We start from the raw sequence: 25,880 nt of genomic DNA on the forward strand, positions 1-25,880 counted from the left end.
CGCCGATCCGGGGACGAATCCTCCGGGTCGTGCGTCCCAGCCTTCGTCGTGCGACTACTTCGCTCGGTACCGATGCTCGGGGCGGCCCGTCGTCCCGTAGCTCAGGGTCATCTCGACCAGGCCGCGGCCCGCGAGCCCCGACAGGTAGCGCTGGGCGGTCGCGCGCGAGATGCCGGCGCGCTCCGCGACGTCCAGGGCCGAGAGCTCGGCGCCGGACTCGGACAGGCGCGCCAGCACCAGCTGCTCCGTCGCGGAGCGGGAGGGCTGGGTCGCCGCCGCATCGCCCGAGTGCAGGATGCGCAGCGCCCGCTCCACCGCCTCCTGGTCGGCGACCCGGTCCTCGCGCAGCACGTTGCGGAAGCGCACGTAGGCGTCGAGGCGCTCGCCGAGCAGGCGCGCGTCGAACGGCTTGATCAGGTAGCCGAGGGCCCCCGCGTGCAGGGCCTTCCGCACCGTCGCCCCGTCGGAGGCGGCGCTCACCACGAACGCGTCCGTCTCCAGCTCGCGCAGCAGCGCGATCCCGCTCTGGTCCGGCAGGTGCACGTCGAGCAGCAGCAGGTCCGGCGCGTGCTCGAGCACCGCCGCCCGCGCCGCCCGGGCGGTGTGCACCGGCGGCAGCGCCCGCAGGCCCTGCCGGGTGTCGACCAGGTCGGCGTGCAGCTGCGCCACCCGGAAGTCGTCGTCGACGACGAGAACGGTCCGCTCCTGCTGATCCGGGGTCATCGGTCCTCCTCCTCGAGCGGCGACTCATCGGGCAGCTCCTCCGGCGGCAGCACCGCGCCCGGCAGTCGCGCGCACAGCACCGCCCCGGAGGACTCGCCACCGGCGTCCGCCAGCCAGACCTCGCCGCCGCGCCGCGCCGCGACCTCGCGGCAGAGCGGCAGCCCGAAGCCGCGGCCGTGCACGCGGTCGTCGTCCTCGTCCACAGCACCCGGCCCGCGCGCAAAGAGCGACTCCGGATCCGCGACGCCGTCCCCCGAGTCCGCGACCGTCACGAAGAGCGCGTCCCCGTCGTCCAGCAGCTCGACCTCGACGAACCGGACGTCCCGGCTCCCCTCGACCGCTGCGCGCACGGCGTTGTCGACCAGGTTGCCGACCACGGTCGCGACGTCCTCCGGCTCGATAACCGTCCCGCGCACGAGCGTCTCCTCGCCGAGAGTCAGCAGCACGCCGCGCTCGGCCGCCTCGATCCCCTTCGCGCCGACCAGCGCCTGGAGGTAGGGCTCCTGCAGCCGGTCGGCGTGCTGCACCGGGTACTTCAGCGGTCCGCGGGTCAGCACCTCGTCGAGGTACTCGCGCGCCGAGCCGATCCGGCCGGCGTCGAGCAGCCCGGCGACCACGTGCAGCCGGTTGGCGAACTCGTGCCGCTGCACCCGCAGCGCGTTGGTCATCGCGCCGACGGCGTCGAGGCGCCGACTGAGCGCGGCGAGCGCCGTCCGATCGCGCAGCACCACCACGACGCCGAGATCGCGGTCGCCGCGGGTGACCCGCCGGATGTCGACGTAGACGATGCGGGAGCGCACGACGAAGCCCTCCTCGCCGGTGCCGCGGGAGGGCTCCGTCGAGGCGAGGGCCGCGGCGATCGCGTCGGCGAGCGGCTGCGGCAGCCCGAGGTCGGCGAGCGCGCGGCCGTGCAGGGCGCGACCGGTCGGATCCTCCGAGCCGAGGATCGCCGCGGCGCGGGCGTTGCAGACGCCGACCCGTCCGTCGCGGTCGAGGGCGAGCACCCCCTCGTCGACTCCGTCGAGCACCGCGGCCTGGTCCTGCACCAGCGCGGTGAGCTCCTCCGGAGCGAGCCCGAGGGTGAGCCGCAGCAGCCGGCGCCGGATGAAGACGGAGGCGACGGCCGCGAGCACGAGCCCGGCGAGCGCCGCCGCCAGGACGCCCAGCAGCGCGGTCGGCAGGTCGTCGAAGACGCTGGAGCGGGCGAAGCCGATGCTCACCTCGCCGACCACGCGCGCACCGTCCGGCCCGTAGACCGGCACCTTGGCCCGCGCGGACTCCCCGAGCGTGCCGGTGCCCCAGGACACCGACTCCCGGCCGGCGAGCGCCTCCTCCGCACTCGTCGAGACCACCTCGCCGAGCCGCTCGGGGTCGGGGTGGGCCAGCCGGATGCCGCGGTCGTCGGTGATCACGACGAAGAGGGCGCCGGTGCGCTCCTCGATCGCCTCGGCGGCGGTCTCGAGCGTCCCGCCCTCCAGCTCGGTCCGGGAGGGCACGGCCGGGTCGGCGGAGGACGCGGCGACCGCGTCGCGCACGTCGGCGTCCTCGGCGACGGTGCGGGCGATGGCGAGCGCCGTCTCCTCCGCTTCGCCCTGCAGCTGCTGCACGCTGAGCGCGGTGACGAGTCCCGCGCAGACCAGGACGGCCGCGGCGACGGTCGCGAGCTGCAGCACGAGCACGTGGGTCGCGAAGCGCATCGAACTCCTCGTCGTCGAGACGGCCGGGCCGGCGGGGCTGGTCGGGCTGGTCGGGCTGGTCGGGCTGGTCGGGCTGGTCGGGCTGCGCAGAATGCGCAGAACCCACACTATGCGCAGATCCCGCGCTTATGAGCGATACCCGGGCCGGACGCCCGCGGCTGCCTAGTGTGTCCACGACCTGGAGAGCCCGCCGCGGGATCCCGGACGCACGACGACGAAGGAGTCAGCAGTGTTGGTAGTACTCGGATTCACGATGATCCTGGCCTTCATGGCCCTGATCATGACCAAGCGGCTCACGCCCATGGTCGCCCTGATCGTCGTCCCGACGATCTTCGGGCTCTTCGCCGGCGCCGGTCTCGGCATCGGCGACATGGTGCTCGAGGCGATCGGCAGCCTCGCCCCCACGGCCGCCCTGCTGATGTTCGCGATCATGTACTTCGGCATCATGATCGACGTCGGCCTCTTCGACCCGCTGATCCGCTTCATCGTCCGCGCGCTCGGCGACGACCCGGCCAAGGTCGTCCTCGGCACTGCGCTGCTGGCCGGCGCGGTCTCGCTCGACGGCGACGGCTCGACCACCTTCATCGTGACCACGGCCGCGATGCTGCCGATCTACCTCCGCCTCGGGATGAACCCCGTCGTCCTCACCTGCGTCGCCGGCCTCGCCAACGGCACGCTCAACATCGTCCCCTGGGGCGGCCCCACGGTGCGCGCCGCCGCGGCGCTGCAGGTCTCGCCGAGCGAGATCTTCGTGCCGATGCTGCCCTCGCTCGCCGTCGGCCTCGCCGTCACGCTGGTCTTCGCCTGGTTCCTCGGACTCGGCGAGCGCCGCCGCCTCGGCTCGCTCGCCCTCGCCGAGCCGATGCTCGAGCAGGAGCTCGTCGGCGCCGGCTCGTCGCGCGGCGGCGCGGCCCGCTCCGGAGCGCGCACCGGCGGCCTCGCCGCCCTCACCGGCGGCATCCGCACCGTGGCCCGCGAGCGCTTCTCCTTCCTCCGCGGCCCGGAGTCGCTGCGCGGCGCCCAGGTCGCCGTCGCCGCCCGCGTCCAGGCCGACGACGCGGACACCGCGATGGCCGACACCATGCTCGACCCCGAGCGCGAGACGCTCCGCCCGAAGCTGATCTGGGTCAACCTCGTGCTCACCCTCGCCGTGATGACCCTCCTCGTCGCCGACGTCCTCCCGCTCCCCTACGTCTTCATGGTCGGCTCCGCGGTCGCGCTGCTGATCAACTTCCCGAAGATGAAGGACCAGGCGTCCGAGATCGTCAAGCACGCGCCGAGCATCGTCGGCGTCGTCTCGATGGTCCTCGCGGCCGGCGTGCTGATCGGCGTCCTCAACGGCACCGGCATGGTCGACGCGATGGCCGAGTGGGTCGTCGACGTCATCCCGCCCGCGCTCGGCCCGTTCCTCGCCGTGATCACGGGCGTGCTGAGCATCCCGATGACCTTCTTCATGTCGAACGACGCCTTCTACTACGGCATCCTCCCGGTGCTCTCCGAGAGCGCCGCGCAGTACGGCATCGATCCGGTCGAGATGGCCCGCGCCTCGATCACCGGCCAGCCCGTCCACCTGCAGAGCCCGCTCGTGCCGGCGATCCTGCTGCTGGTCTCGCTCGCCGCGGTCAACCTGGGCGACCACCACCGCAAGGTCCTCTGGCGCGCGGTGATCGTCTCGCTGGTGATGCTGGCGGTCGGCGTCCTGGTCGGAGCGATCCCGTTCGGCTGATCCGACCGCAGAACATCAGCCAGGAGGGGCCGTCATCCGCGATCAGCGATGGCGGCCCCTCCTGGCTGATGTTCTGCGTGCGCCCTGCCCCGGTCAGCCCAGCAGCGGCGCCAGGTTCTCCGTCCAGACGTCGAAGCCGAGCTTCACGATCAGCGCCCCGACGACCACGAGGAACGCGATCCGGATGAACCGGCTGCCCTTCGCGACCGCCATCCGCGAGCCGAGGTAGGCGCCCGCCACGTTCGCGAGCCCCATGAACAGCCCGAGCACCCAGATCACGTGGCCGCCCGGCACGAAGTACAGCAGCGCACCGAGGTTCGTCGCGACGTTGACGATCTTCGCCTTCGCGCTCGCGAGCAGGAAGTCGTAGCCCAGCGCCGTGATCAGCGCGATGATCAGGAACGTCCCGGTCCCCGGCCCGATCAGCCCGTCGTAGAAGCCGATGACGAGCCCGAGCACCCCCGCGGTCACCAGGTGCCGGCGCCCGGCGTGCTTGAGCGCGGTGACAGCGCCCATCGCCGGCCGCGCGATCGTCACCACGGCCACGACGATCAGCGCGACGACGATGATCGGCTTGAACACCGAGGCGGGCAGCAGCCCCGCGAGATTGGCTCCTCCGTAGCTGCCGGCCAGCGCCACCGCCGCCATGGGCAGCGCCGTCCGCAGGTCCGGCCTCGCCCGGCGGTAGAAGGTGATCGCGCTCGTCGTGGTCCCGAAGATCGAGGCGAGCTTGTTGGTCGCGAGCGCCTGCACGGGCGAGATGCCCGGCACGAGCAGCAGGGCGGGGAGTTGGAGCAGGCCGCCGCCGCCCACCACCGCGTCGATCCAGCCCGCGGCGAACGCGGCCAGGATCATCAGCAGGATGACGGGGAGGGCGAGGTCCTCGGTGAACGTCAGCATCGGTCGGAAGCGTATCCGGCCGCCGCCACCCCCTCGACCCGGGCGTCGCGCCACCCTAGGGTCGGCGGCATGCGATTCGGACTCTTCATCCCCCAGGGCTGGCGCTACGACCTCGTCGGCATCGATCCCGCCGACCAGTGGCGCACCATGCGCGACCTTGCCCAGCACGCCGACGCCGGCCCGTGGGAGTCGGTGTGGGTCTACGACCACTTCCACACCGTCCCGGTGGTGACGGAGGAGGCCACCCACGAGGCGTGGACGCTGATGGCCGCGTTCGCCGCCGCCACCTCGCGGGTGCGGCTCGGCCAGATGTGCACCTGCATGAGCTACCGCAACCCCGCGCACCTCGCCAAGATCGCCACCACCGTCGACATCGTCTCCGGCGGCCGGGTGGAGATGGGCATCGGCGGCGGCTGGTACGAGCACGAGTGGCGCGCCTACGGCTACGGCTTCCCGCCGATCGCCGAGCGCCTCGGCCGCCTCGACGAGGGCGTGCAGATCATGCGCCAGGCCTGGACCGAGGGCGTCTCGACGCTCGACGGCCGCTACTACCAGGTGGACGGCGCGGTGAACCGCCCGCTCCCCCTGCAGGACGGCGGGATCCCGCTGTGGGTGGCCGGCGGCGGCGAGAAGGTGACGCTGCGCATCGCGGCGCAGTACGCGCAGTACACCAACTTCGCGGGCGCCCCGGAGGCGTTCGACCACAAGAGCGCCGTCCTCCGCGGCCACTGCGAGCGACTCGGCACCGACTACGCGGCGATCACCCGCAGCTCCAACTACAACGTGATGATCGCCGAGACGCAGGCGGAGGTCGAGAAGGGCCTGCAGCGCCTGGAGGACCGCGTCACCCCCGCGCTCGGCGCCGAGGCGGCTGCTGCGTTCGTCGCGGAGTACCGCAGCCCCGACGCGCTCGCGGTCGGCACCCCCGCGCAGATCGTCGACCGCCTCGGCGACATGCGCGAGCGCGGCATGGACTACGCGATCACGTACTTCCCGGACGCCGCCTACGACCGCTCCGGCCTCGAGCTCTTCGAGCGCGACGTCGTCCCGCACCTGTCCTGACCCGCGCCGTCGATCCGTCGCGAACGGCTCTCGCCACACGGGCGAGACGACCGTTCCCAACGGATCGGCAGCGCCTACGCCTCGCTCGCGCGGTCCGCAAGTCCCTGCGTCGGGGCGGGCCGCGCGCCTACGGTCGAGGCATGGACGCACAGGACATCCGCTGGAACGACGAAGCCCGCGACAAGATCCTCGAGGACTCGGACAGGGTCCTCCGCGAGGCGGTGCTCGACCTCGCGAAGACCAAGAAGGGCGAGCCCTGGGAGGACGTCTTCGCCGAGCTGAACGCACGACTGAAAGATCAGTTCATCGACTTCGAGCCCGGCCCGGACCTCCGCAAGTACGCCGAGGCCGTCTCCGCGGGGGAGATCGAGTCGTGAGCGCCGACGACGTCGACACCGGCCGAGCCGTGGACCCGGCGCTCGCCGACGAGCTGGCCTCGATCCGCGCCGTCGGCGAGGGCCGCCGCGGCGACGCCGCCGACGAGTCGGACGTCGAGCACGGCGACCCGCAGACCGTCGAGCAGGTCGAGCAGGAGCTCAAGGGCGGCCTCGACCTCGACTGACCGGACACAGAACGCAGGAAGGCCCCCTCCAGGGCGCGGGCCTTCCTGCGTGCCGAGCCGACGACGAAGTTCACTCCGCCGGTACAGCGCACGTGCGGTCCGACGCCTTCTGACCGGTGACGCCAGGGAGCGGATCGGCGTCCGGCGCGACGGCGCCGGTCGCGACGGGCGGGGCTGCTTCCGGCACCGCGGGCGATTCTTCGGCGCCGCCCTCCGCCCCCTCGACTCCCTGCGGCGCCGCGGGGGTGAAGGGGACGTCGTCGCGCACCTTCGCCATGAGGTCAGGGCCGAGCGACGGGTCCGGCACGACCTTCCCGGGGAACTCGGGGGCGCCGGTGCTGCCCGGGTACTGCACGAAGACCAGCCGATCGAGTTCCACGTCCTTCAGCGTGAGGGCGAGCCCGATCAATGTCCGGGGCTCGGTCATCGACGTCGACAGGTGCATCGCGTGCGACGCCGCATGCGCCAGTCCGTACAGGGCGCCGGCGTCCGAGAGCGTGCCGGACGACTTCACCTTCCTCATCAGCGAGGACAGGAACTGCTGCTGCGACGAGATCCGCGCCAGGTCGCTGCCGTCCCCGACGCCATGCCGCGTCCGCAGGAACGCGAGCGCTGTCGCACCGGAGACCGTGCTCGTCCCGGCGGGGAGATCGAGCCCCGAATCCGTGTCCCGCACGGCTCCCGTCAAGCAGATGTCGACGCCGCCCACCGCGTCGCTCATCTCGATGACACCCTGGAAGGAGATCCAGCCGGCGTAGGGGATGTCCAGTCCGGTCAGCTGCTCCACCGAGCGGTTGACGCAGGCGAGCCCGCCGGCCGAGAACGTGGAGTTCAGCGGCACGTCGCCCTCCCCCGCCGTGACGACCCCCGTCTCCGGGTCGGTGCAGTCCGGCCGGTCGACGAGGAGGTCGCGGGGCAGCGAGACGACCACCGCGCTCCGGTGGTCGCGCGCGACGTGCAGGAGGATGTTGACGTCGTTCAGCGTCGCGTCCCTGCCGCCGTACTCGTCGCCCTGCGCCGCATCGTTGTCCGCCCCGACGACGAGCAGGTTGAAGCCGCCCTCCACCTCGCCGATCGGACGCGGCGTCGCCGACGCGGACAGTGCCGCTCCGACGTCGAGATCGACGGCGTTCTCCGCGACGGTGCGGCCGATGCTCGCCGCCGCGATGGCGCCCACGGACCCGCAGCCCACGACGAGCACGGCGACCACGGAGACCGCGACCCTCACCACATCCCGCGCCGCGGACCTTCGGCGCAACCGGCCGTGCCGGACCGGCACCGCACTCGAGCGCCTCACAGGCGGCGACTCCGTCGCTTCCGAGCGCTGCCGCGCGACCGCCACTCGACCGCATCTGCGTCAGAAGCCGGAACTCGAACGAGGGCCCAGCCGTCCGGGTACTTCTGCCTCATGCTCCGTACTTGTTGTTGAGTGCCTGAGCGATGTCCCGGTAGTCCTCCGGGCCGAGCGAGCCGTTGACCGTCGCGCGGCCGCTGCCGTAGTGACCGCCGAAACGCTCGAGCCCCCGGGTCGTCTCCTGATCCAGGACGCCGGGGAAGGACCCGGAGGAGTAGAAGAGCTGGCCTTTGAGATGCCTCTCCACGCCGACCCAGCTGTTGTGCCCGAGGTCTCCATCGATCGGGCCGCTGTAGCCGCCATCGGCGGCGTAGCACTGGAGGAGCTTCCAGAAGTTCGTTCCGGGGACGCCATCGGATTCCGTCGACGTCCTCGGAAGTTGACGGTTGCAGACCGACGGCGCCGCTTCCGCAGGTGTGCCTGCACCGACGGGGACTGCCACGGCGATGATCGCGGCGAGGACGGTCTTCTTGAGCGGTAAACGGAATGACATCTTTGCCCGATCCTGGTCAGCAGCCGGCGGGTTCGAGTCCTCCCCCACCACGGGAGAAAGCTCCCGCTCGAAAAGGAATACCATCTGCGTATGGTTCCTTCGAGTGCTGTCGCGAAACGCGGCCCGTCCAGGCGAACCCCGCGCTGGGCGCGACTCGCGCCGGCGACGAGAACGCAGGAAGGCCCGCTCCCCGGTGAGGGAGCGGGCCTTCCGATCGTGCCGGGCGAGCGGCGGGTGACTACGCCGAGAGGCGCTCGTAGTCGGTGTAGCCCTCAGCGCCGCCGCCGTAGACGGTCTCCTGGACGAGCTCGTTCTCGGGGTGGCCGCCCTGCCAGCGCTCGACGAGGTCGGGGTTGGCCATGACCGGACGGCCCACCGCGACGGCGTCGGCGTGGCCGTCGCTGATCAGCGCGGTCGCCTCCTCGCGGGAGGTCGGGCTGCCGAAGCCGCTGTTCGCGACGAAGACGCCGCCGAAGCGGGTGCGCAGGTCCTGGACCAGCTCGCCGGCGGGCTCGGCGTGCAGGACGCTGAGGTAGGCGAGGCCGAGCGGCGCGAGGCCGTCGACGACCGCCTCGTAGGTGGCGCGCACGTCGGCCTCGTCGGTCTCGACGACGTCCTGGATGTTGTGCGCGGGCGAGAGGCGGATGCCGACGCGGCCGGCGCCGATCTCCTCGGCGACCGCGCGGGTGACCTCGATCACGAACGCGGCGCGGGCGGCGGGGCTTCCGCCGTAGGCGTCGGTGCGGACGTTGGAGACCGGCGAGAGGAACTCGTGCAGCAGGTAGCCGTTGGCTCCGTGCACCTCGACGCCGTCGAAGCCGGCGTCGACGGCGCGGCGGGCACCGGCGACGAACTCGTCGCGGACGGTGGCGAGCTCCTCGGTGGTCAGCGCGTGCGGGACCGGGAACGGCTTCTTCTCGCCGCTCGGGACGCGGACCTCGCCGTCGATCGCGACGGCGCTCGGCGCGACGATGCGGTCGGTGCCGGTGACGTCGGTGTGCGTGACGCGCCCGCCGTTCATGACCTGCATGACGATGCGGCCGCCGGCGGCGTGCACGGCGTCGGCGACGCCCTTCCAGCCCTCGGCCTGCTCGGCGGTGACGATGCCGGGCTGGCCCGGGTACGCCTTCGACTCGGCGCTCGGGAAGACGCCCTCGCTGATGATCAGGCCGAGGGAGGCGCGCTGGGCGTAGTGCTCGGCGATGAGGGCGCCGGGGACGCCCTGCTCGTCGGCGCGCAGGCGCGTCATCGGCGCCATCACGAGGCGGTTCGGCAGCTCGAGGTCGCCGGCGGAGAGGGGGGAGAAGGGATCCACGGATCGCCTTTCGATCGGAGAGCGGGGGGAGGGCGCGTCACCGTTCCCGGGACGCACCCCGGAAGCAACGGCGCCCGCCCCGCGCGCATTCCGCCTCCCGGCGTTCTCCCACCCACGGTGCGCCGGAAGGCCAGACATCGCGCGACAGCACTCCACGCCAGCCGGCTCCTCGGCGAGCCGGTCGACCTACGGTTGCGCCGTTCTCTGCACCAGATCAACGAGGAGTCGTGCAATGAAACGATCGACCGCTCTCTGTCTCGCCGCGGCGCTGGTCGTCGTGGGTGGAGCAGCCGTTCCCACTGTGATGAACGCTCTCGAGCGCTCCGAGTTCCAGACTTCGGTGGAAGCTCACATCTACACGGCGAATGCGAAGTGCCAGCTCGTCCGCATCAAGCCCAACGAGACGATCGGCTACATCGAGGGCTACGGCGAGGGGAACACCGAGGCGTCCGCGAGGTCGAGCGCTCTCAAGGATGTGGACAGTCGCGTGCCGGAAGGACACTACAAACGACACTGCTCGTACTCAGGAATCGGCCGCCGTGGTGGCGAAGGTCGATTCTGATCGCCGCTGCAGACACTGAGAACGACGACTCCCGCGACTGACCACTCGATCACGCATCGTCGACCGGCCCGGCTCTGAAGACTCCGGACACCGGTGCGCACTGCCGACCTCTCCGCTCTCCCCCCTCGGACAGCCCTCGCTCGGGTGACACCCGGGCTGTCTACACTCGGGAGGCGAACGACGAGGGAGTGCGCGATGCCGAACGATTCATCCCCGACGAGGGCCGTGGCCCGCCGGGGCGCCCGCCGATCGCCGATCGCAGCGCTCCTCGCCCTGCTCGCCGCCGCCGCGCTCGCGCTCGTCCCTGCCGCCGGCGCCGCGGCCGAGCCGCCCGCGACGCTCGGCTCCTCCGTCGTCCTCGACTCGGCCGGAGTCCTCAGCTCCGCGGAGATCAGCGACATCGAGGCCGCCTCCGCCCAGCTCTACCAGGAGCACAGCGTCCAGCTCTTCGTCGCCTACGTCGACACCTTCACCGGCACCACCGGCGACGAGCGCTGGTCGGACGCGACCGCCGAGCTCAACGGACTCGGCACGAACGACGTCCTCCTCGCCGTCGCGGTCGAGTCCCGGCAGTACCAGGTGTCCGTCGACAACGGCTTCGCCCTCGACGCCGGCCAGGTCTCCGCGCTGGAGACCGACGACATCGAGCCGCAGCTCGTCGACGGCGACTGGGCCGGCGCCGCTGTCGCCGCCGCCCAGGGCATCGGCACCCGCCTCGACGCCCCGAGCGCGGGCCAGGCGCTCGGCTCCGGTCTCCTGGTCGTCCTCGCCGTGCTGGCAGCACTGGTCGTCGTCGGAGTGATCGTCTGGCTCCTCGTCCGCCGCGCGCGCCGCCGGAAGGCCGCCGAGGCCGTGGAGGCGTCGATCGACGAGCTCGCCACCCGCGCCGGCTCCGCCCTCGTGCACGCCGATGACGCCGTGCGCACCAGCGAGCAGGAGGTCGGCTTCGCGGAGGCGCAGTTCGGCTCGGACGCGACCGGCCCCTTCCGCGAGGCACTCACGACCGCGAAGCGGCTTCTCGGCGAGGCCTTCGCCCTCCAGCAGCGGCTCGACGACGCGGAGCCGGACACCGACCAGGAGCGCCGCGACGGCTACCAGCGCATCCTGCAGCTCTGCGCCGACGCCGAGCAGGTGCTCGACGAGAAGGCGGAGGCGTTCGAGGAGCTCCGCGCCCTCGAGAAGAACGCTCCGGAGGTGGCCGCCCGCCTGACCATGCGCACCGCGGAGGTCCGGGCCCGCCTCTCCCCCACCCGGGCCCTGCTCGCCGACCTCTCCACCCGCTACGCCCCCACGGCGATCGACGATGTGGAGGACGACGCCGACCAGGCCGAGGACCGCCTCCGCTTCACCGACGACCAGGTCGCCGAGGCGCAGACGGCCCTCGCCGCCGGCAACTCGGGCCGCGCGGCCGTGCTCCTGCGCGCCGGCCAGCAGTCGGCCGAGCAGGCCTCGGGCCTCCTCGACGCCGTCGCCACCCGCTCCACCGATCTGCAGGAGGCCGAGCGCACCCTCGCTGGGCGGGTCGCCGAGATCCGCGCCGACGTCGCCCAGGGCCGCACGATCGTCGCCGCGGGCGACTCCGCCGACGCCGCGAGCGCACCCCTCGTCGCGAACGTGCAGTCCGCGGTCGCCACGACGGAGGCAGCCCTCGACGCCGTGGAGCGGGACGCCGCCGCGAGCCCGCGCAACCCGCTCGCGCTGCTGGAGCGTCTGACGGCGGCAGACGCCACCATCGACGCCGCGGTCGGCGGCTACCGCGACGCCCAGGCACAGCGCGAGCGCCAGCGGGCCGCTCTCGCCGCCGAGATCGGCGCCGCCCGCAGCCGGGTGTCCGCCGCGGAGGACTTCATCGCCGCCCGGCGCGGGGCGGTCGGCTCGCAGGCGCGCACCCGCGTCGCCGAGGCCGCGCGCTCGGCGGAGTACGCGGCGCAGATCGCGGCCACCGACCCGGCCGAGGCGCTCGCCTCCGCGCAGCGCGCCTCCGCCCTCGCGCAGCAGGCGCTCCAGGCCGCCCGCTCCGACGCGAGCGCCTACTCCGCCCCCGGCCTCGGCGGCGGCTACGGCGGCAACACCACCGGCGCCTTCCTCGGCGGCATCCTCGTCGAGTCGCTCCTCGGCGGCGGCGGCCGGCGCTCCGGCTACCGCTCCGGCGGCTTCGGCGGCTTCGGGGGCGGTGGCGGCTTCGGCGGCGGCTCCCGTCGCTCCTCCGGCGGCGGCTTCGGCGGTGGTGGCGGCGGCGGCGGTCGTCGCGGCGGCGGCGGACGCTTCTGACCCGCTCCGGACCACCCGCTCGATCCGACGACCCCTCTCACAGACCCCGGGCCCGCATCCGCTCGGCCCCCGCCCGCAAGCACCTCACCCAAGGAGAGACAGCATGGCCCAGAAACAGTCGATCTTCGGCCGCATCGCGCAGCTCGCGAAGGCCAACATCAACGCGCTCCTCGATCAGGCCGAGGACCCGCAGAAGATGCTCGATCAGATGGTCCGCGACTACACCGACAGCATCCGCGACGCCGAGGCCGCCATCGCGCAGACCATCGGCAACCTGCGCCTGCTCGAGGACGACTACCGCGAGGACGTGCAGAACGCCGACGAATGGGGCGGCAAGGCGCTCGCCGCGAGCCGCAAGGCCGACGAGCTCCGCACCTCCGGCAACGCCGGCGACGCCGACAAGTTCGACGCGCTCGCCAAGGTCGCCCTCACCCGCCAGATCCAGTCCGAGAAGGAGGCGAAGGACGCCGAGCCGACCATCGCCTCGCAGACCGAGGTCGTCGACAAGCTCAAGTCGGGCCTCAACCAGATGCGCGAGAAGCTCAACCAGCTCTCGTCCAAGCGCGACGAGCTGATCGCCCGCTCCAAGACCGTCGAGGCGCAGTCGCAGGTCCAGGACGCGATCAAGAGCATCGACATCATGGACCCGACCAGCGAGGTGAGCCGCTTCGAGCAGAAGATCCGCCGCGAGGAGGCCCGCGTGCGCGGCGCCGAGGAGCTCGCGTCCTCGAGCCTCGACGCGCAGTTCGAGTCGCTCGAGGACCTCGGCGAGATGACCGAGGTCGAGGCGCGCCTGGCCGCCCTCAAGTCGGGCCGTCCGCAGGACTCGATCGGCTCCTGACCGAGCGGAGTGCTCCGGGTCGACGAACGCCTGGTCGGCCCGGAGTTCTCCTCATCGCATGCCCCCTCCGGCATGCCTCTCGAAGACTGGCAATCGCCCTGATGCGGGGCCGCGCGGCACCCCATAGTGTTGACCTCGGTCGCCCCGGAACCCGGTTGGCCGCAGCCTCGTCCGGCCCCTACCGACGCGGTGAACACCATGAGCGGACCCGGACCTCCCGGGGATCGCTCACCGAGCGGCCGTCGACGAGGACGGCCACCCCGAACGAGCGAGGCGCCGATGAGCACCCCCACCGCACTGTCCGACGGAAACGTCCCCACCGCCCCCCGGGTCGAGGCCTCCCCCCGGGTCCAGGCCTCCCCCCGGGTCCAGGCCTCCCCCCGTGTGATCCGCACCCGCCCCCGCGGCGAGGGCAACACCAACCCGACGACCGAGTACTCCGGTCTGCTGAGCACCGTGCGCGACGCCGGGCTCCTCCGCCGCCGCCGCGGCTTCTACTACATCCTCTTCTCCGTGCTGACGCTCGCCCTCGGCGGCATCGTCACCGGCTTCGTCCTGCTGGGCGACTCCTGGTTCCAGCTGCTGCTCGCCGCCGCGCTGGGCATCGTCCTCACCCAGTTCGCCTTCCTCGCGCACGAGGCCTCGCACCGCCAGGTGTTCGAGTCCGGCAAGGCCAACGACGTCGCCGGCCGCACGCTCGCGAACCTCGTCGTCGGCATCAGCTACTCCTGGTGGATGAACAAGCACAGCCGCCACCACGCCAACCCGAACGTGCTCGGCAAGGACCCGGACATCGTCCGCGACGTCGTGTCGTTCACTCCGGAGGACGCGGCCCGCTCGCGCGGCGCCTACGCCTGGCTCACCCGCCGCCAGGGCTACGCCTTCTTCCCGCTGCTGCTGCTCGAGGGCATCAACCTGCACCTGCACGGCTTCCGGACCGTGTTCGGCAAGGGCAAGGTCGACAAGCGCTGGGTCGAGATCTCGATGCTCGTCGCCCGCGTCGGCCTGTACCTCGCCGTCGTCTTCTGGGCGCTGCCGCTCGGCATGGCCTTCGCCTTCGTCGGCGTGCAGATGGCCGTCTTCGGCCTCTACATGGGCGCCTCGTTCGCCCCGAACCACAAGGGCATGCCGATCCTGCCCAAGGAGGCGCGCGTCGACTTCCTGCGCCGCCAGGTCCTCACCTCGCGCAGCATCCGCGGCAACTGGTTCAACGACTACTTCATGGGCGGCCTGAACTACCAGGTCGAGCACCACCTCTTCCCGAACATGCCCCGCCCCGCCCTGCGCGAGGCCCAGGTCATCGCCAAGGAGTACTGCGCGACGCACCAGATCCCCTACACCGAGACCTCGCTGCTCGAGTCGTACGGCATCGTCGTCCGCTACCTCAACCGCGTGGGCCTCTCGGCCGGCGGCGATCCGTTCGACTGCCCCGCCGCGGGCGCCTACGGGCGCTGAGCCGCCGCTCCGCACCGCACGAACGGCGAAGGCCCTCCCCTCCGAGAAGGAGGAGGAGGGCCTTCGCCGTTCCGCTCGTCAGTTCGCGGAGCAGAGGATGAGCGTGCTCGACACGTTCGCCGCGGTCTTCGAGCCGGTCCCGCTGTAGCCGGAGGGCAGCGTCGAGACGGCGTTCAGCTGGAAGGCGACGCTGATCGAGAGCGTCGTGCGGAGGGCGATGGTCGCTCCCGCTGCCAGCGGGGCGGTCAGCGTGATCTGACGGGACGTGTTGCTCAGCACGTTCACGGTGGCCGTGCCTCCCGAGACCGAGAAGACGCCGATGTTGGCGACCCCGGAGCCGGTGATGAGGACGGTCGTGCCGGTCGGCAGCGGCTCCGTGGGGCCCGCCTGCAGCAGGAAGCCGGGACCGATCAGGCCGAGGGTGCCGCAGGTGCCGCGGAGCGCGTAGGCGCCGAGATCGACGATCGACGCCGCAGCGGACGGGGTGGCGACGGCGACGGCGACGACCGGCACGGTCCACGCGGCGGCGGCGGTGACGGAGCGGCGGGTGACCAGGCGGTCGGAATCGGGGCGGGGCGAGGAGTCGTGGGTCACGGTGTGGCCTTCCGGTCGAGGTGCGCGGGCTTCGGCGCCACACCGGCGACGGTGACGGGTGGTCCGGCTCGATGCTCGCGAGAGGCGCAGGCCGACGCCAGCGCCCGGAGCCTGTCCCCCGTCAGTGGGACGGCGTTCGATGGCAGCCGCTTCCGGGCGAGACGCAAGGGGCTTCCGGGCGCGGAGGAGGCGTCCTAGCGTTGCCCTATGAGCAGCTCCGAGAACGACATCGAGACCACCCCCGTCGACCCCGAGGAGACCACCGGCAGCGCCGGCACCGGGAACCCCGCCGGACTCGACGAGGTGGGCAGCCCGTCCCCCGATGGACCCGACGGCGTCGGCGCCGCGGGCGAGGAGCAGAACCCGCCCCTGCCCGACTGGGGACCCACCGACGGCGTCCACGGCACCGACGCGGAGACCGCCGACGGCACCGACGCGTCGGGCACCGCCGGTCACTGACCGTCCCTCCGCAGGGCCCTCGCACCTCCCCTCCGGCACCGCGCCGGCCGGGAAGCGCGGGGGCCCTGCGCCGTCCCTCCGTGTTCGCCGGAACGTCGCCGGAGGCCCCCGCCGGCGGCCCTACACTGGCGCAATGCAGCCGAACGAACGCGCTCTCCGCGTGATCTCCTACAACCTCCGGGAGCACCGGGCGCACGGCGAGATCGCCCCTCTCGCCGCCCGGCACGACGTCGACGTCCTCTGCCTCCAGGAGTGCGACACCACCAAGCTCCCCCAGGAGCTCGGCGATCTGCGGCTCGCCTCGGTGACCGCGCGGAACCGCCTCGGGCTCGCCGTCTACTACTCGCACGCCCGCTTCGAGCTCCTCGGCAGCGCCGCGTTCGAGCTCAGCAAGTCGATGCACGACCGGGTGATGTCCCCCGCTCACGAGCGCCTGCTCGCCGTCCGGCTCGAGGACCGCGAGGGCGGATCGATCGCCGTCTCGTCCTTCCACGCGGCTCCGCTCTCGGCCGGCAACGCGCTGCGCCGGAAGCAGATCGGCGAGGCGCTCGACCGTCTCCGCGACTACGCCCCGGACACCCCGTCGCTGATGGTCGGCGACTACAACTACCCCTGGTTCTTCCGCGGACTCGACCGCAAGATGACGCGGAACGGCTACCTCGTGTCGCGCAGTGATTCCCCGACCTATGCGCGCTACCGCTACTTCAGCGGGCACTTCGACTTCGCGATCAGCGACTCGGTACGGATCGAGCGGGTCTCGACCCTGCCGCAGGGCGTCTCCGACCACCTCCCGGTGCTGGTGGACGCGCACTACGACGTGCGCGCCGCATGACCGGCCGGGTTCCCCGCTGCGGTCGGGCTCCCAGGGGCCGCCTCGGTAGGCTCGTCGAGTGACGACCCTGATCCTCGCCCGGCACGGAGAGACCGTCTGGCACGCCGAGAACCGCTACGCGGGCTCCTCCGACATCGCACTGACCCCGCTCGGCCAGGACCAGGCGGCGACGCTCGCCTCCTGGGCCGTCGATGCCGAGCTCGACGCGGTGTACTCCTCCACCCTGGTCCGCGCCGTGCGCACCGCCGTCCCCGCCGCCCGGGCCGCGCACCTCGAGGTGCAGCTCGACCCGGCCCTCGTCGAGGTCGACTTCGGCCAGGGCGAGGGGCTGACGAACGCCGAGATGGAGAAGCGCTTCCCCGACGAGTACCGCGCCTGGGTCGCCGCGCCCGCAATCCAGCCGATGCCCGGCGGCGAGTCCGGCCTCGACGCCGTCGCCCGCGCCAACACGGCGCTCGCCCGGATCCACCGCGACCACCCGGACGGCCGCGTGCTCGTCGTCGCGCACGGCACCCTCATCCGGCTCCTGCTCTGCGCCTACCTCGGCATCAATCCCGAGACCTACCGGCACACCTTCCCCTCGGTCGACAACGTGTCGCTGACGACCCTGCTCTGGGACGAGACCGGTGTCGGACTGCTCGGCTACAACGTCCCTCCCGTGCAGAAGCAGCGGCGCTCGAGCTGAACGCCGTCCCGCCCGCCCGGGCGAGCGCGGGGTCGATCGGCCTCGTGCTCGGCTCGATCGCGAGCGTGCAGCTCGGCGCGTCCTTCGCCGTCCTGCTCTTCCCCGCCGCCGGGCCGATCGGCACGGTGACCCTGCGCCTGGTCTTCTCCGCGCTGGTGCTGCTCGTCGTCTGCCGGCCGCGGATCCGCGGCTACTCGCGCTCGGACTGGGCCACCGTCGGCGCCTACGGCCTCGCCCTCGGCGGGATGAACGCCTGCTACTACGAGGCGATCGCCCGGATCCCGCAGGGCGCTGCGGTGACGCTCGAGGTGCTCGGTCCGCTGGTGCTCTCCGTGATCGCCGGGCGGAGCCTCGTCAGTCTGCTCTGGGCGGCGCTCGCCCTCGGCGGCGTGGTCGTGCTCTCGCAGGGCGGCTTCTCCTCGCTCGACCCCGTCGGCGTCGCCTTCGCACTCGGCGCGGCGGCGCTCTGGGCCACCTACATCGTCTTCGCCGGGCGCACCGGCGGGCGCTTCCCGCGGCTCGACGGCCTCGCGCTCGCGCTGACGGCCGGCGCGATCGTGTCGCTGCCGTTCGGCATCGCCACGGCCGGGCCCGCCCTCGTGCTGCCGCCGGTGCTGCTGCTCGGACTCGCTGTCGCCGTGCTGTCGTCCGCGCTGCCCTACGCGCTGGAGCTGCTGGCTCTGCGGCGCCTGCGCTCGTCGACCTTCTCGATCCTGATGGCGCTGGCGCCCGGCGCTGCGGCGCTCTCGGGATTCCTGGTGCTCGGCCAGCGGCTGACCGCGATCGAGGCGGTCGGCATCGCCCTCGTCGTGGCGGCGAGCGTCGGCGCGGTGCGCACCGCCCGTCGGACCTGACCCGCCCGTCCCGCTGCCGTCGCGGAACGACGGGAGGCGGAGGCCAGGCCGGGGCGCGGGAGCCGCCCTTTCGGGTCGGGCGGCCGATCGGACCAGGTCACCGTACGCGTTGTGTCCCCGGCCTGGTCTGCCTCCGACCGTACTGAGCGCCGCCCGTCCCGCAAAGCTGTCGCGATCGGCGTGGCCACAACGGGGGGGGGACCGGCGGACCGGGGTCTCGATACGCCGCTGCGCGGCTACTCGACCAGCATGCTCCTCATCGACTGACCGCACTCACGCTCGGGCTGCTCGATCCCCATCGACCCACTCCATGCTGGTCGAGTAGCCCCGCAGGGGCGTATCGAGACCCGCCGTCACCAGCAGGTCGGGTCTGCAGACCCGCGTTCTGACAATGGTGGATCTCGATACGCCCGCTGCGCGGGCTACTCGATCAGCATGGTGGCGCCCGCTGCGCGGTCTCCTCGATCAGCATGGGGGCGCCCGCTGCGCGGGCCACTCGATCAGCGTGCAGCGGGCCAACTCTTTTGTTAGGCTAACTATGTGACTCCTGCCGACACCGATCTCCCCGCCCTCGCCGGCGAGACGCGCATCGCCGTGGGCCGGCTCGGCCGGCGCCTGCGCCAGGAGAAGGCGGAGCACGAGCTGAGCGACGCGCAGTTCGGTGTCCTCGCCCTGCTGCACCGCGAGGGACCGCGCACGCTCGGCGAGCTCGCCGAGGCGGAGCGCGTCCGTCCGCCCTCGATGACCCGCACCGTGGGCTGCCTCGCCGACGACGGACTCGTCGAGCGCCTCCCCGACCCGGCCGACGGCCGCGTCACCCGCATCCGCGCGACCGCGCGCGGCTCCGAGCTGGTCCTCGACGTCCGGCGCAGCCGCGACGCCTGGCTCATCGCCCGCCTCCGCGAGCTCGATCCCGCCCAGCGCCGGCTGCTGCACGACGCCGCAGCGCTGCTGCGCGAGGTGGCGGACCGATGAGCGCGATGTTCCGCTCGCTCGCGGTGCCGAACTACCGCATCTGGTTCGCCGGTGCGATGGTCTCCAACATCGGCACCTGGATGCAGCGCACGGCCCAGGACTGGATCGTCATCAACGATCTGACCGACCACGACGCGACCGCGCTCGGCGTGACGATGGCGCTGCAGTTCGGCCCGCAGCTGCTGATGGTCCCCTTCTCCGGCTTCATCGCCGACCGCTTCGACCGCCGGAAGCTCCTGATGGCGACGCAGGCCGCGATGGCCGTCCTCGGCCTCGCGCTCGGCCTGATCGTCGTGACCGGGATCGTCCAGCTCTGGATGGTCTACGTCTTCGCGCTGCTCCTGGGCTTCGCCGCCGCGATCGACGCTCCGGTGCGCCAGACCTTCGTCTCCGCGCTGGTCGAGGAGCGCGACCTCTCCAACGCGGTGTCGCTGAACTCGGCCTCCTTCAACTCCGCGCGGATGATCGGCCCGGCCCTCGCGGGCGTGCTGATCGCGGCGGTCGGCTCCGGCTGGGTCTTCCTCCTCAACGCGGCGAGCTTCATCGCGGTGCTGGTCTCGCTGCGCTTCCTGCACCGGGAGCAGCTGCGCTCCGCCCCGCGCGCGACCCGCGGCCCGGGCGCGCTGCTCGAGGGCTTCCGCTACGTCTCGCGGCGGCCGGACATCCTGGTCGTGCTCTCGATCGTCTTCCTGATCGGCACCTTCGGCCTCAACTTCCCGATCTTCGCGTCGACGATGGCGACGGTCGAGTTCGACATGGGCGCGAGCGAGTTCGGCCTGCTCTCCTCCGCCATCGCCGTCGGCTCGGTCGTCGGCGCCCTGCTGTCGGCCCGTCGCGACCGCCCCCGGCTGCGCCTGATCGTCGGCGCCGCGGCGGCCTTCGGCGTCGCGCTGGCCCTCGCCGGCCTGATGCCGACCGTCTGGGCCTTCGCGATCCTGCTGCCCTTCGTCGGCATCGCCGCGCAGACGCTGATGACCTCCGCCAACGGCTACGTCCAGCTCTCCACCACTCCGGAGATGCGCGGCCGGGTGATGGCCCTCTACATGGCCATCTTCATGGGCGGCACCCCGATCGGCGCCCCGCTGATCGGCTGGGTCGCGAACGCCTACGGCCCGCGCTGGGCGATGCTCGTCGGCGCCGCCTCCGGAGCGCTCGCCGCCGGCGTCGGCCTCGGCTGGTACCTGCGCACCCGCCGCCGCGCCCGCGCCGGCGAGCCCGCCGTCCAGGAGGAGGTCGCCCTCGTGACGACCCCCGCCCTCACGCCTCGCGCGTGATCTCCACCCGGACGAACAGCTTCGAGGAGTGCGGACCGGCGTAGACGCCGCGGAGAGGCGCGATGTCGTTGTAGTCGCGGCCGCGGCCGACGATCACGTGGCGGTCGCCGATGTCGATGAGGTTGGTGGGGTCGTAGCCGCGCCAGGCGCCGCCGCAGAACCACTCGACCCAGGCGTGCGACTCGCCGACGACGGTCTCACCGATCGCCGCGTTCGGCTTGGGGTGCAGATAGCCGGAGACGTAGCGCGCCGGGATGCCCGTCGAGCGCAGCGCGCCCAGGACGATGTGGGTGATGTCCTGGCAGACGCCCTCGCGGGCGGTCCACGACTCGGTCGCCGTCGAGTGCACGCCGGTGACGCCCTGGCGGTAGGTCATCTCGCGGCCGATCGTCTCGGCGATCGACAGGGCCGCGTCGCACGGGCCCTCCGCCGCATCGGCCAGCCGGCGGGCGAGCTCGACCAGGTCCTCGGGCGGCGCCGTGCGGTTGGTCTGCTTGAGCTGCTCGACGTACTCGGTCAGCGTCTGGACCTGATCGTCCAGCTGCTCCCAGCCCACGGGGTGGTCGGGGTGCGCCTTGGGCCGGATCTCGACGAGCGAGGTCGCGGTCAGCGAGAGCTCCTGGTGCGGGTCGAGCACGTCGAACGACGAGACCCGGGTGCCCCAGTAGTCGGTGTAGGTGTGCGCGGAGGTGACCGGGCGGATGACCAGGTTCGAGGAGAGCACGAGCTGCCCGTCCGAGGACGCCGGGAGCATCCTCGCCTCGTTGTAGGAGGCGACGACGTCGCCCCGGTAGGTGAACCCTGTCGTGTGCGTGATGCGCAGCCTGCTCACAGCGCCTCCCCGATCCAGCTCGGCATGACGTTGGTGGGGAAGTAGCGCTGGCGGATCGCCTCGGAGGCCGATGAGGTCGCCTCCTGCACGCTGTCCATGTGCCGCGGCAGGTCCTCGAGGATCTCGGCGATCGGCCGGTACTCCAGCTCGCTGCGGATCTGGCCGAGCACCCGCTGGGCGTCGCCGGTGTGCCCGACGCGGCCGGTGCGCGGCTCGATGTCGCGCATGCACATCTCGGCACGCGAGACCGAGAAGAGGATCGAGCGCGGGAAGAGGCGGTCGAGCAGGAGGAACTCCGCCGCGTTGCGCGCACTCGGCACGCCGCGGTAGGTGCGGAGGTACGCCTCGTAGGCGCCGCAGGAGCGCAGGATCGTGGTCCAGGACGGGCCGCTCGCCTCGGTCAGCGACCGGGTCGCCAGCAGCCGGGCCGTCATGTCGGCACGCTCGATCGAGCGGCCGAGGGTGAAGAACTGCCAGGCCTCGTCGCGCGAGGTGGCCGACTCGATGATGCCCACGGCGAGCGCCGAGCGCTCGCGCACCCAGCCGAAGAACTCCGACACCCGCTCCCCCGTCACGCGGCGGGGCATCCGGGTGCGCGTGGTGTTCAGGCACTCCCACAGCTCGGTCGAGACGATCTCGCGGGCACGGCGGGCGTTCTCGCGGGCGGCGCCGAGCGAGTAGGCGATCGAGGCGGGGTTCGTGCGGTCGATCGCGAGGATGGTCAGCACGTCGGCGCGGGTGACCTCCTTCATGTCGTCCGGAGCGGTCGATCCCATCACCGACAGCAGCGAGCGGCAGGCGGTGTCCTCGTCGATCCACGGGTCCTCCAGCAGGAGCTGCAGGTGGACGTCGAGGATGCGTGCGGTGCCGTCGGACCGCTCGATGTAGCGGCCGATCCAGAACAGCGACTCGGCGATCCGGGAGAGCATCAGGCGTCCTCCCCTGCGGCGAGCGTCTGCTGCTGCTGCTGGTCCTGGTCGTGGTTGGCCGCGTCCTGCGGCGACTGGTCGGGCGTGTGGTTCAGCGGATAGACGATCGGGATCGAGCTGGTCACCGCGGCCTGGTCCTCGACGAGTCCGGAGATGTCGTGGGCGTCCGGCTCGGTGGTCTGCTGGCCCTCGAGGCCGACCACCCAGGTGTCCTTCGAGCCGCCGCCCTGCGACGAGTTGACGACCAGCTGGCCCTCGGGCAGCGCCACGCGGGTGAGACCGCCGGGCAGGACCCAGATGTCCTTGCCGTCGTTGACCGCGAAGGGGCGCAGGTCCGCGTGCCGCGGCCGCATCCCGTCGTCGACCAGGGTCGGGATGGTCGAGAGCTGCACCACCGGCTGCGCGATCCAGCCGCGCGGATCGGCCTGGAGCCGCGAGCGCAGCTCGGCCAGCTCCTTCGCCGAGGCGGCCGGCCCGACCACGAGGCCCTTGCCGCCGGAGCCGTCGACCGGCTTCACGACGAGCTCGTCGAGGCGGTCGAGCACCTCCTCGAGCGCGCCCGGATCCTCCAGGCGCCAGGTGTCGACGTTCTTGATCACCGGCTCCTCCGAGAGGTAGTAGCGGATCAGGTCGGGGAGGTAGGTGTAGACGAGCTTGTCGTCGGCGACGCCGTTGCCGACCGCGTTCGCGATCGTGACGTTGCCGAGACGCGCGGCGAGCATCAGACCGGGCGAGCCGAGCATCGAGTCGGCGCGGAACTGCAGCGGGTCGAGGAACTCGTCGTCGACTCGGCGGTAGATCACGTCGACGCGGGTGGGCCCGGAGGTCGTGCGCATGAACACCTTGCCGCCGGTGCAGAAGAGGTCGCGGCCCTCGACCAGCTCGACGCCCATGAGCCGGGCGAGCAGGGTGTGCTCGAAGTAGGCCGAGTTGTAGACGCCCGGCGTGAGCACGACGACGGTGGGGTCGTCGACGCCCTCGGGAGCGGAGGCGCGCAGGGCCTGGAGCAGGCGGTTGGGGTAGTCGCCGACCGGGCGCACCCGCATCGACACGAACAGCTCGGGCAGCGTCTGCGCCATCACCCGGCGGTTCGAGATGACGTAGGAGACACCGGAGGGCACGCGAACGTTGTCCTCGAGGACCCGCCAGTCGCCGACCTCGTCGCGGATCAGGTCGATGCCGGACACCTGGATCCGCACGCCGTTCGCCGGCTCGATCCCGGCGGCCTGGCGGTGGAAGTGGCTGGAGCTGGAGAGCAGGGCGGCCGGGATCACGCCGTCCTTCACCGCGTTCTGCGGGCCGTAGACGTCGGCGAGGAAGGCCTCGAGCGCGCGGACGCGCTGCTTGATGCCGCTCTGCACCTCGTTCCACTCGGCGCTCTCGATCACGCGCGGGACGGCGTCGAGCGGGAAGGGCCGCTCCTCGCCCGCGAAGTCGAAGGTCACGCCCTGCGCGAGGTAGGAGGAGGCGAGCGCATCGGTGCGACCGCGCAGCTCCTCCTGCGTCATCCTCGCGAGCGAGGAGTAGATGTCGCGGTAGGAGTCGCGGACACCGGCGGGGCCGCTCGTCGCCGCGACATCGGCGAACATCTCGTCCCAGGGTGAGGCGCCCGTGCGGGGCCGCTCGACCTTCTGGGACCCGTATCCGTCGAAGAGGTCACCCATGGCACGACTCTAGTGCGGGGCAGATTGCGGGGATGTTTCGGGCGGCCGGAGGGCGAGGAGCCCGCCCGTCACTCGATCGTGAGCGCGCGGGAGATCCGGTCTGCGTCGAAGGCGCGGGCCATCCTCCGCCGCTCCCCGACGGGGAGGCCGAGCTCGATCGCGACGGCCTCCCACTCCCGCACCTGCTCCGAAGTCTTTCGCACGATCCGCGCGGCGTCGGGGCGGGTGAGCCGGTAGGCGTCGGCCGTCGCCAGGAGCTCGCCGAGGTCGCGGTGGCGGGGGTCGTCGCGGTCGCTGATCGGCCGCGCGTGCACGACTCCGGTGCTCGTGCTCGCGTTCACGTCGAAGAGCGGGGCGAGACGCCAGCCTCCGTCCTGCCGGAGGAAGCCGTGGTTGCGCCAGTGGTCGTCGACGTTGTTCACGAGGACCGTCAGAGCGATCCGGGTGAACATCTCCCGCAGGTCCGTGCGCGGATCGGCGCTGAGGTCCGCCAGCACGTCCGAGAACTGCTCGTACGAGTATCGGCCGAGATCGTTCGCGCCGATCTCCAGGGCGGAGGCGGCGGAGAGGTAGGCGCGACGACCGCCGGCGGCGGTGCGGTCGAACCGGTCGAGCAGCAGCACGCTCTTCTCCGCCGAGGCGCGCAGCAGCGTCCACGCGGGAGTCCGGAGGCCGATCCGCTCGGCCAGGACGAGCACCACCGCCTCCCAGCGCTCGACGTCGAGACCCTCGTCCTTCGAGTGCGGGAGCTTCGCGAGAGCGAGGCGGCCGTCGGCGCGGAGGACGTTGGCTTTCGGTCGAGCTCCACCGGGCGAGGTCGCGATCCCGGAGAGGTAGGCGACGTCCTCCTCGGAGGCGTCGTCCGCCTCGTAGCGCGCCGCCACGCGCAGGATCCGCTCGATCTCGTGGACGTTCGCCACCCCGGTGTCCGAGGAGGACCACTCCTCCGCGCCGGGCGGCCGGAAGCGGAGCGCGCCCATCCGAGCGGCGTCCGAGACGCCCAGGAGGTGGTCCCACGAGCCTTGCAGCGCGGGGGCACTCGGATCCCGTTTCCGACGAGCGGCCTGATTCGCCTCGATCAGACGGCGACCCCATTCGTCCGGCGAGGCGTCCTCGAACGCGCCGGGGAGCGAGTGCGACTCGGGAGTCCAGATCCTGCCGCTGACGAGGGGCAGATCGGGCGAGATCGCGAAGGCGCCGGGCGAGGACAGGTAGTCGGAGTCGTACTGGAAGGACGACGAGGCGAGGACGCGCCCCGCGAACGACGGATGGAGGGTGCCGACCCGCACGAGTCCCAGTGACTCGTCATCGAGGTGGACCTCGACCGGCCCGGCGGTCACAGGGAGCCGCCGGCGCCGAGGATCGCGTCGATGCGGGCCCGCGCCGTCTCGCTGCGGTAGGGGTCGGTCGCCTGGACGAGGGAGTCCGCGATGCCGAGCGCCCCGAGGACCGCGACGACGGAGTCGAGGCGGGCCGAGCCGTCCCCCGCCTCCAGGCGGCGCAGTGTCTCGCGGGTGACGCCCGCCCGCTCGGCGAGCGAGGACGCGGTCATCCCGTTCACGGCTCGCCAGCGCCGGATGTTGGCGCCGATCTCGGCCAGCTGGAGGGAGCGGCGAGGCGATCGTCGTGCGACCATGCGAAGACTCCTGAACTCTGTAAGTGACAGACTAGCGCGGAATGGCAGGTTCAGCGTTCAGTGCGCTTCCTCCGCTCCTCCGGCCGAATCCGCGGGAATATCCCCAGCCGCACGTGGTTGGATGAGGATGTACATGCGAACGCATGAATCAGGTCTCGCCAGCACGGGGCCACGGAGAGAAGGAG

The 25,880-nt window shown here is 72.3% G+C and carries 26 protein-coding genes; 14 read left to right on the forward strand and 12 right to left on the reverse strand.

Annotation, left to right across the window (positions count from 1 at the left end):
• Positions 1 to 54: 54 nt before the first annotated feature.
• Positions 55 to 723 carry a response regulator gene (locus EDF35_RS02645; RefSeq protein ID WP_133960645.1) on the reverse strand — a complete coding sequence of 223 codons (669 nt, stop codon included), beginning with the start codon at positions 721 to 723 and terminating at the stop codon, positions 55 to 57.
• Positions 720 to 2,420 (reverse strand): sensor histidine kinase, encoded by a 1,701-nt coding sequence (locus EDF35_RS02650; RefSeq protein WP_133960646.1) that lies wholly within the window; start codon positions 2,418 to 2,420, stop codon positions 720 to 722. The genes EDF35_RS02645 and EDF35_RS02650 overlap by 4 nt, the downstream gene beginning before the upstream one ends.
• 253 nt (positions 2,421 to 2,673) lie before the next feature.
• Here EDF35_RS02650 and EDF35_RS02655 point away from each other — a divergent pair, with 253 nt between their 5' ends.
• Positions 2,674 to 4,146, forward strand: a complete 1,473-nt coding sequence (locus EDF35_RS02655) for a CitMHS family transporter (protein ID WP_123701975.1) — start codon at positions 2,674 to 2,676, stop codon at positions 4,144 to 4,146.
• A gap of 93 nt (positions 4,147 to 4,239) precedes the next feature.
• On the opposite strand, the gene EDF35_RS02660 is transcribed toward EDF35_RS02655, so the two are convergent.
• Positions 4,240 to 5,046: a TSUP family transporter gene (locus EDF35_RS02660; protein ID WP_123444970.1), complete on the reverse strand. Its 807-nt coding sequence runs from the start codon at positions 5,044 to 5,046 to the stop codon at positions 4,240 to 4,242.
• A 69-nt stretch (positions 5,047 to 5,115) separates the two neighbouring features.
• Between EDF35_RS02660 and EDF35_RS02665 the strand changes: the two genes are divergently transcribed.
• The 3 genes from EDF35_RS02665 (at position 5,116) to EDF35_RS02675 (ending at position 6,670) form a co-directional block, all read left to right on the forward strand.
• Positions 5,116 to 6,108 (forward strand): LLM class F420-dependent oxidoreductase, encoded by a 993-nt coding sequence (locus EDF35_RS02665; RefSeq protein ID WP_133960647.1) that lies wholly within the window; start codon positions 5,116 to 5,118, stop codon positions 6,106 to 6,108.
• Between the two features lie 140 nt (positions 6,109 to 6,248).
• The gene (locus tag EDF35_RS02670; RefSeq protein ID WP_123444967.1) at positions 6,249 to 6,485 is read left to right on the forward strand and encodes a hypothetical protein; all 237 of its coding nucleotides are present in this window, start codon (positions 6,249 to 6,251) and stop codon (positions 6,483 to 6,485) included.
• Entirely contained in the window at positions 6,482 to 6,670 is a 189-nt protein-coding gene (locus EDF35_RS02675; RefSeq protein WP_133960648.1) for a hypothetical protein, read from the forward strand. The genes EDF35_RS02670 and EDF35_RS02675 overlap by 4 nt, the downstream gene beginning before the upstream one ends.
• A gap of 70 nt (positions 6,671 to 6,740) precedes the next feature.
• On the opposite strand, the gene EDF35_RS02680 is transcribed toward EDF35_RS02675, so the two are convergent.
• The 3 genes from EDF35_RS02680 to EDF35_RS02690 form a co-directional block, all read right to left on the reverse strand.
• A complete protein-coding gene (locus tag EDF35_RS02680; protein WP_166673985.1) occupies positions 6,741 to 7,880 on the reverse strand; it encodes an LCP family protein in 1,140 nt (379 codons plus the stop codon).
• A gap of 196 nt (positions 7,881 to 8,076) precedes the next feature.
• Positions 8,077 to 8,601: a hypothetical protein gene (locus tag EDF35_RS02685; protein ID WP_133960650.1), complete on the reverse strand. Its 525-nt coding sequence runs from the start codon at positions 8,599 to 8,601 to the stop codon at positions 8,077 to 8,079.
• 154 nt (positions 8,602 to 8,755) lie between these two features.
• The gene (locus EDF35_RS02690) at positions 8,756 to 9,832 is read right to left on the reverse strand and encodes an alkene reductase (protein WP_133960651.1); all 1,077 of its coding nucleotides are present in this window, start codon (positions 9,830 to 9,832) and stop codon (positions 8,756 to 8,758) included.
• A gap of 232 nt (positions 9,833 to 10,064) precedes the next feature.
• Here EDF35_RS02690 and EDF35_RS02695 point away from each other — a divergent pair, with 232 nt between their 5' ends.
• From EDF35_RS02695 to EDF35_RS02710, 4 genes are all read left to right on the forward strand, one after another.
• Positions 10,065 to 10,394, forward strand: coding sequence for a hypothetical protein (locus EDF35_RS02695; protein ID WP_133960652.1), 330 nt, complete (start codon positions 10,065 to 10,067; stop codon positions 10,392 to 10,394).
• A gap of 195 nt (positions 10,395 to 10,589) precedes the next feature.
• Complete coding sequence (locus EDF35_RS02700) at positions 10,590 to 12,665, forward strand: TPM domain-containing protein (protein WP_123733458.1); 2,076 nt, start codon at positions 10,590 to 10,592, stop codon at positions 12,663 to 12,665.
• Positions 12,666 to 12,768: 103 nt separating this feature from the next.
• Positions 12,769 to 13,506 carry a PspA/IM30 family protein gene (locus tag EDF35_RS02705; RefSeq protein WP_123444961.1) on the forward strand — a complete coding sequence of 246 codons (738 nt, stop codon included), beginning with the start codon at positions 12,769 to 12,771 and terminating at the stop codon, positions 13,504 to 13,506.
• A gap of 279 nt (positions 13,507 to 13,785) precedes the next feature.
• Positions 13,786 to 14,961, forward strand: coding sequence for an acyl-CoA desaturase (locus EDF35_RS02710; protein WP_133960653.1), 1,176 nt, complete (start codon positions 13,786 to 13,788; stop codon positions 14,959 to 14,961).
• 78 nt (positions 14,962 to 15,039) lie between these two features.
• On the opposite strand, the gene EDF35_RS02715 is transcribed toward EDF35_RS02710, so the two are convergent.
• A complete protein-coding gene (locus EDF35_RS02715) occupies positions 15,040 to 15,555 on the reverse strand; it encodes a hypothetical protein (protein ID WP_148060208.1) in 516 nt (171 codons plus the stop codon).
• Positions 15,556 to 15,762: 207 nt separating this feature from the next.
• Here EDF35_RS02715 and EDF35_RS02720 point away from each other — a divergent pair, with 207 nt between their 5' ends.
• The 6 genes from EDF35_RS02720 to EDF35_RS02745 all read left to right on the forward strand — a co-directional run bounded on the left by EDF35_RS02720 (position 15,763) and on the right by EDF35_RS02745 (position 20,634).
• On the forward strand, positions 15,763 to 16,014 hold the full coding sequence (locus EDF35_RS02720) for a hypothetical protein (RefSeq protein ID WP_123733456.1): 252 nt from the start codon (positions 15,763 to 15,765) through the stop codon (positions 16,012 to 16,014).
• A 133-nt stretch (positions 16,015 to 16,147) separates the two neighbouring features.
• Positions 16,148 to 16,846 (forward strand): endonuclease/exonuclease/phosphatase family protein, encoded by a 699-nt coding sequence (locus EDF35_RS02725; protein ID WP_123444958.1) that lies wholly within the window; start codon positions 16,148 to 16,150, stop codon positions 16,844 to 16,846.
• Between the two features lie 58 nt (positions 16,847 to 16,904).
• On the forward strand, positions 16,905 to 17,531 hold the full coding sequence (locus EDF35_RS02730) for a histidine phosphatase family protein (RefSeq protein WP_123444957.1): 627 nt from the start codon (positions 16,905 to 16,907) through the stop codon (positions 17,529 to 17,531).
• 44 nt (positions 17,532 to 17,575) lie between these two features.
• Positions 17,576 to 18,385: an EamA family transporter gene (locus tag EDF35_RS02735; RefSeq protein ID WP_243580972.1), complete on the forward strand. Its 810-nt coding sequence runs from the start codon at positions 17,576 to 17,578 to the stop codon at positions 18,383 to 18,385.
• Positions 18,386 to 18,925: 540 nt separating this feature from the next.
• Entirely contained in the window at positions 18,926 to 19,360 is a 435-nt protein-coding gene (locus EDF35_RS02740; protein ID WP_123701959.1) for a MarR family transcriptional regulator, read from the forward strand.
• The gene (locus EDF35_RS02745; RefSeq protein ID WP_133960654.1) at positions 19,357 to 20,634 is read left to right on the forward strand and encodes an MFS transporter; all 1,278 of its coding nucleotides are present in this window, start codon (positions 19,357 to 19,359) and stop codon (positions 20,632 to 20,634) included. Before EDF35_RS02740 ends, EDF35_RS02745 begins: the two co-directional genes overlap by 4 nt.
• Here EDF35_RS02745 and EDF35_RS02750 read toward each other — a convergent pair.
• From EDF35_RS02750 to EDF35_RS02770, 5 genes are all read right to left on the reverse strand, one after another.
• Positions 20,618 to 21,466 (reverse strand): transglutaminase family protein, encoded by an 849-nt coding sequence (locus EDF35_RS02750; protein ID WP_123444952.1) that lies wholly within the window; start codon positions 21,464 to 21,466, stop codon positions 20,618 to 20,620. The two genes, EDF35_RS02745 and EDF35_RS02750, sit on opposite strands and share 17 nt — an antisense overlap.
• Complete coding sequence (locus EDF35_RS02755; RefSeq protein WP_123444951.1) at positions 21,463 to 22,395, reverse strand: alpha-E domain-containing protein; 933 nt, start codon at positions 22,393 to 22,395, stop codon at positions 21,463 to 21,465. Before EDF35_RS02755 ends, EDF35_RS02750 begins: the two co-directional genes overlap by 4 nt.
• Positions 22,395 to 24,059 carry a circularly permuted type 2 ATP-grasp protein gene (locus EDF35_RS02760; RefSeq protein WP_123701954.1) on the reverse strand — a complete coding sequence of 555 codons (1,665 nt, stop codon included), beginning with the start codon at positions 24,057 to 24,059 and terminating at the stop codon, positions 22,395 to 22,397. The genes EDF35_RS02755 and EDF35_RS02760 overlap by 1 nt, the downstream gene beginning before the upstream one ends.
• 68 nt (positions 24,060 to 24,127) lie before the next feature.
• A complete protein-coding gene (locus tag EDF35_RS02765) occupies positions 24,128 to 25,399 on the reverse strand; it encodes a type II toxin-antitoxin system HipA family toxin (protein ID WP_133960655.1) in 1,272 nt (423 codons plus the stop codon).
• Positions 25,396 to 25,695: a helix-turn-helix transcriptional regulator gene (locus EDF35_RS02770; RefSeq protein ID WP_123444948.1), complete on the reverse strand. Its 300-nt coding sequence runs from the start codon at positions 25,693 to 25,695 to the stop codon at positions 25,396 to 25,398. Before EDF35_RS02770 ends, EDF35_RS02765 begins: the two co-directional genes overlap by 4 nt.
• Between the last annotated feature and the right edge of the window lie 185 nt (positions 25,696 to 25,880).

It is taken from the genome of Rathayibacter sp. PhB151, from assembly GCF_004366415.1.
Classification (GTDB): Bacteria; Actinomycetota; Actinomycetes; order Actinomycetales; family Microbacteriaceae; genus Rathayibacter; species Rathayibacter festucae.

What these genes read in the sequence shown, in the direction of transcription:
- EDF35_RS02760 (WP_123701954.1), bottom strand. Translation starts at nt 24,059, where the DNA reads ATGGGTGACCTCTTCGACGGATACGGGTCCCAGAAGGTCGAGCGGCCC.
- EDF35_RS02755 (WP_123444951.1), bottom strand. Translation starts at nt 22,395, where the DNA reads ATGCTCTCCCGGATCGCCGAGTCGCTGTTCTGGATCGGCCGCTACATC.
- EDF35_RS02655 (WP_123701975.1), top strand. Translation starts at nt 2,674, where the DNA reads ATGATCCTGGCCTTCATGGCCCTGATCATGACCAAGCGGCTCACGCCC.
- EDF35_RS02705 (WP_123444961.1), top strand. Translation starts at nt 12,769, where the DNA reads ATGGCCCAGAAACAGTCGATCTTCGGCCGCATCGCGCAGCTCGCGAAG.
- EDF35_RS02685 (WP_133960650.1), bottom strand. Translation starts at nt 8,601, where the DNA reads ATGGTATTCCTTTTCGAGCGGGAGCTTTCTCCCGTGGTGGGGGAGGAC.
- EDF35_RS02645 (WP_133960645.1), bottom strand. Translation starts at nt 723, where the DNA reads ATGACCCCGGATCAGCAGGAGCGGACCGTTCTCGTCGTCGACGACGAC.
- EDF35_RS02700 (WP_123733458.1), top strand. Translation starts at nt 10,590, where the DNA reads ATGCCGAACGATTCATCCCCGACGAGGGCCGTGGCCCGCCGGGGCGCC.
- EDF35_RS02660 (WP_123444970.1), bottom strand. Translation starts at nt 5,046, where the DNA reads ATGCTGACGTTCACCGAGGACCTCGCCCTCCCCGTCATCCTGCTGATG.
- EDF35_RS02770 (WP_123444948.1), bottom strand. Translation starts at nt 25,695, where the DNA reads ATGGTCGCACGACGATCGCCTCGCCGCTCCCTCCAGCTGGCCGAGATC.
- EDF35_RS02745 (WP_133960654.1), top strand. Translation starts at nt 19,357, where the DNA reads ATGAGCGCGATGTTCCGCTCGCTCGCGGTGCCGAACTACCGCATCTGG.
- EDF35_RS02670 (WP_123444967.1), top strand. Translation starts at nt 6,249, where the DNA reads ATGGACGCACAGGACATCCGCTGGAACGACGAAGCCCGCGACAAGATC.
- EDF35_RS02725 (WP_123444958.1), top strand. Translation starts at nt 16,148, where the DNA reads ATGCAGCCGAACGAACGCGCTCTCCGCGTGATCTCCTACAACCTCCGG.
- EDF35_RS02710 (WP_133960653.1), top strand. Translation starts at nt 13,786, where the DNA reads ATGAGCACCCCCACCGCACTGTCCGACGGAAACGTCCCCACCGCCCCC.
- EDF35_RS02650 (WP_133960646.1), bottom strand. Translation starts at nt 2,420, where the DNA reads ATGCGCTTCGCGACCCACGTGCTCGTGCTGCAGCTCGCGACCGTCGCC.
- EDF35_RS02720 (WP_123733456.1), top strand. Translation starts at nt 15,763, where the DNA reads ATGAGCAGCTCCGAGAACGACATCGAGACCACCCCCGTCGACCCCGAG.
- EDF35_RS02695 (WP_133960652.1), top strand. Translation starts at nt 10,065, where the DNA reads ATGAAACGATCGACCGCTCTCTGTCTCGCCGCGGCGCTGGTCGTCGTG.
- EDF35_RS02665 (WP_133960647.1), top strand. Translation starts at nt 5,116, where the DNA reads ATGCGATTCGGACTCTTCATCCCCCAGGGCTGGCGCTACGACCTCGTC.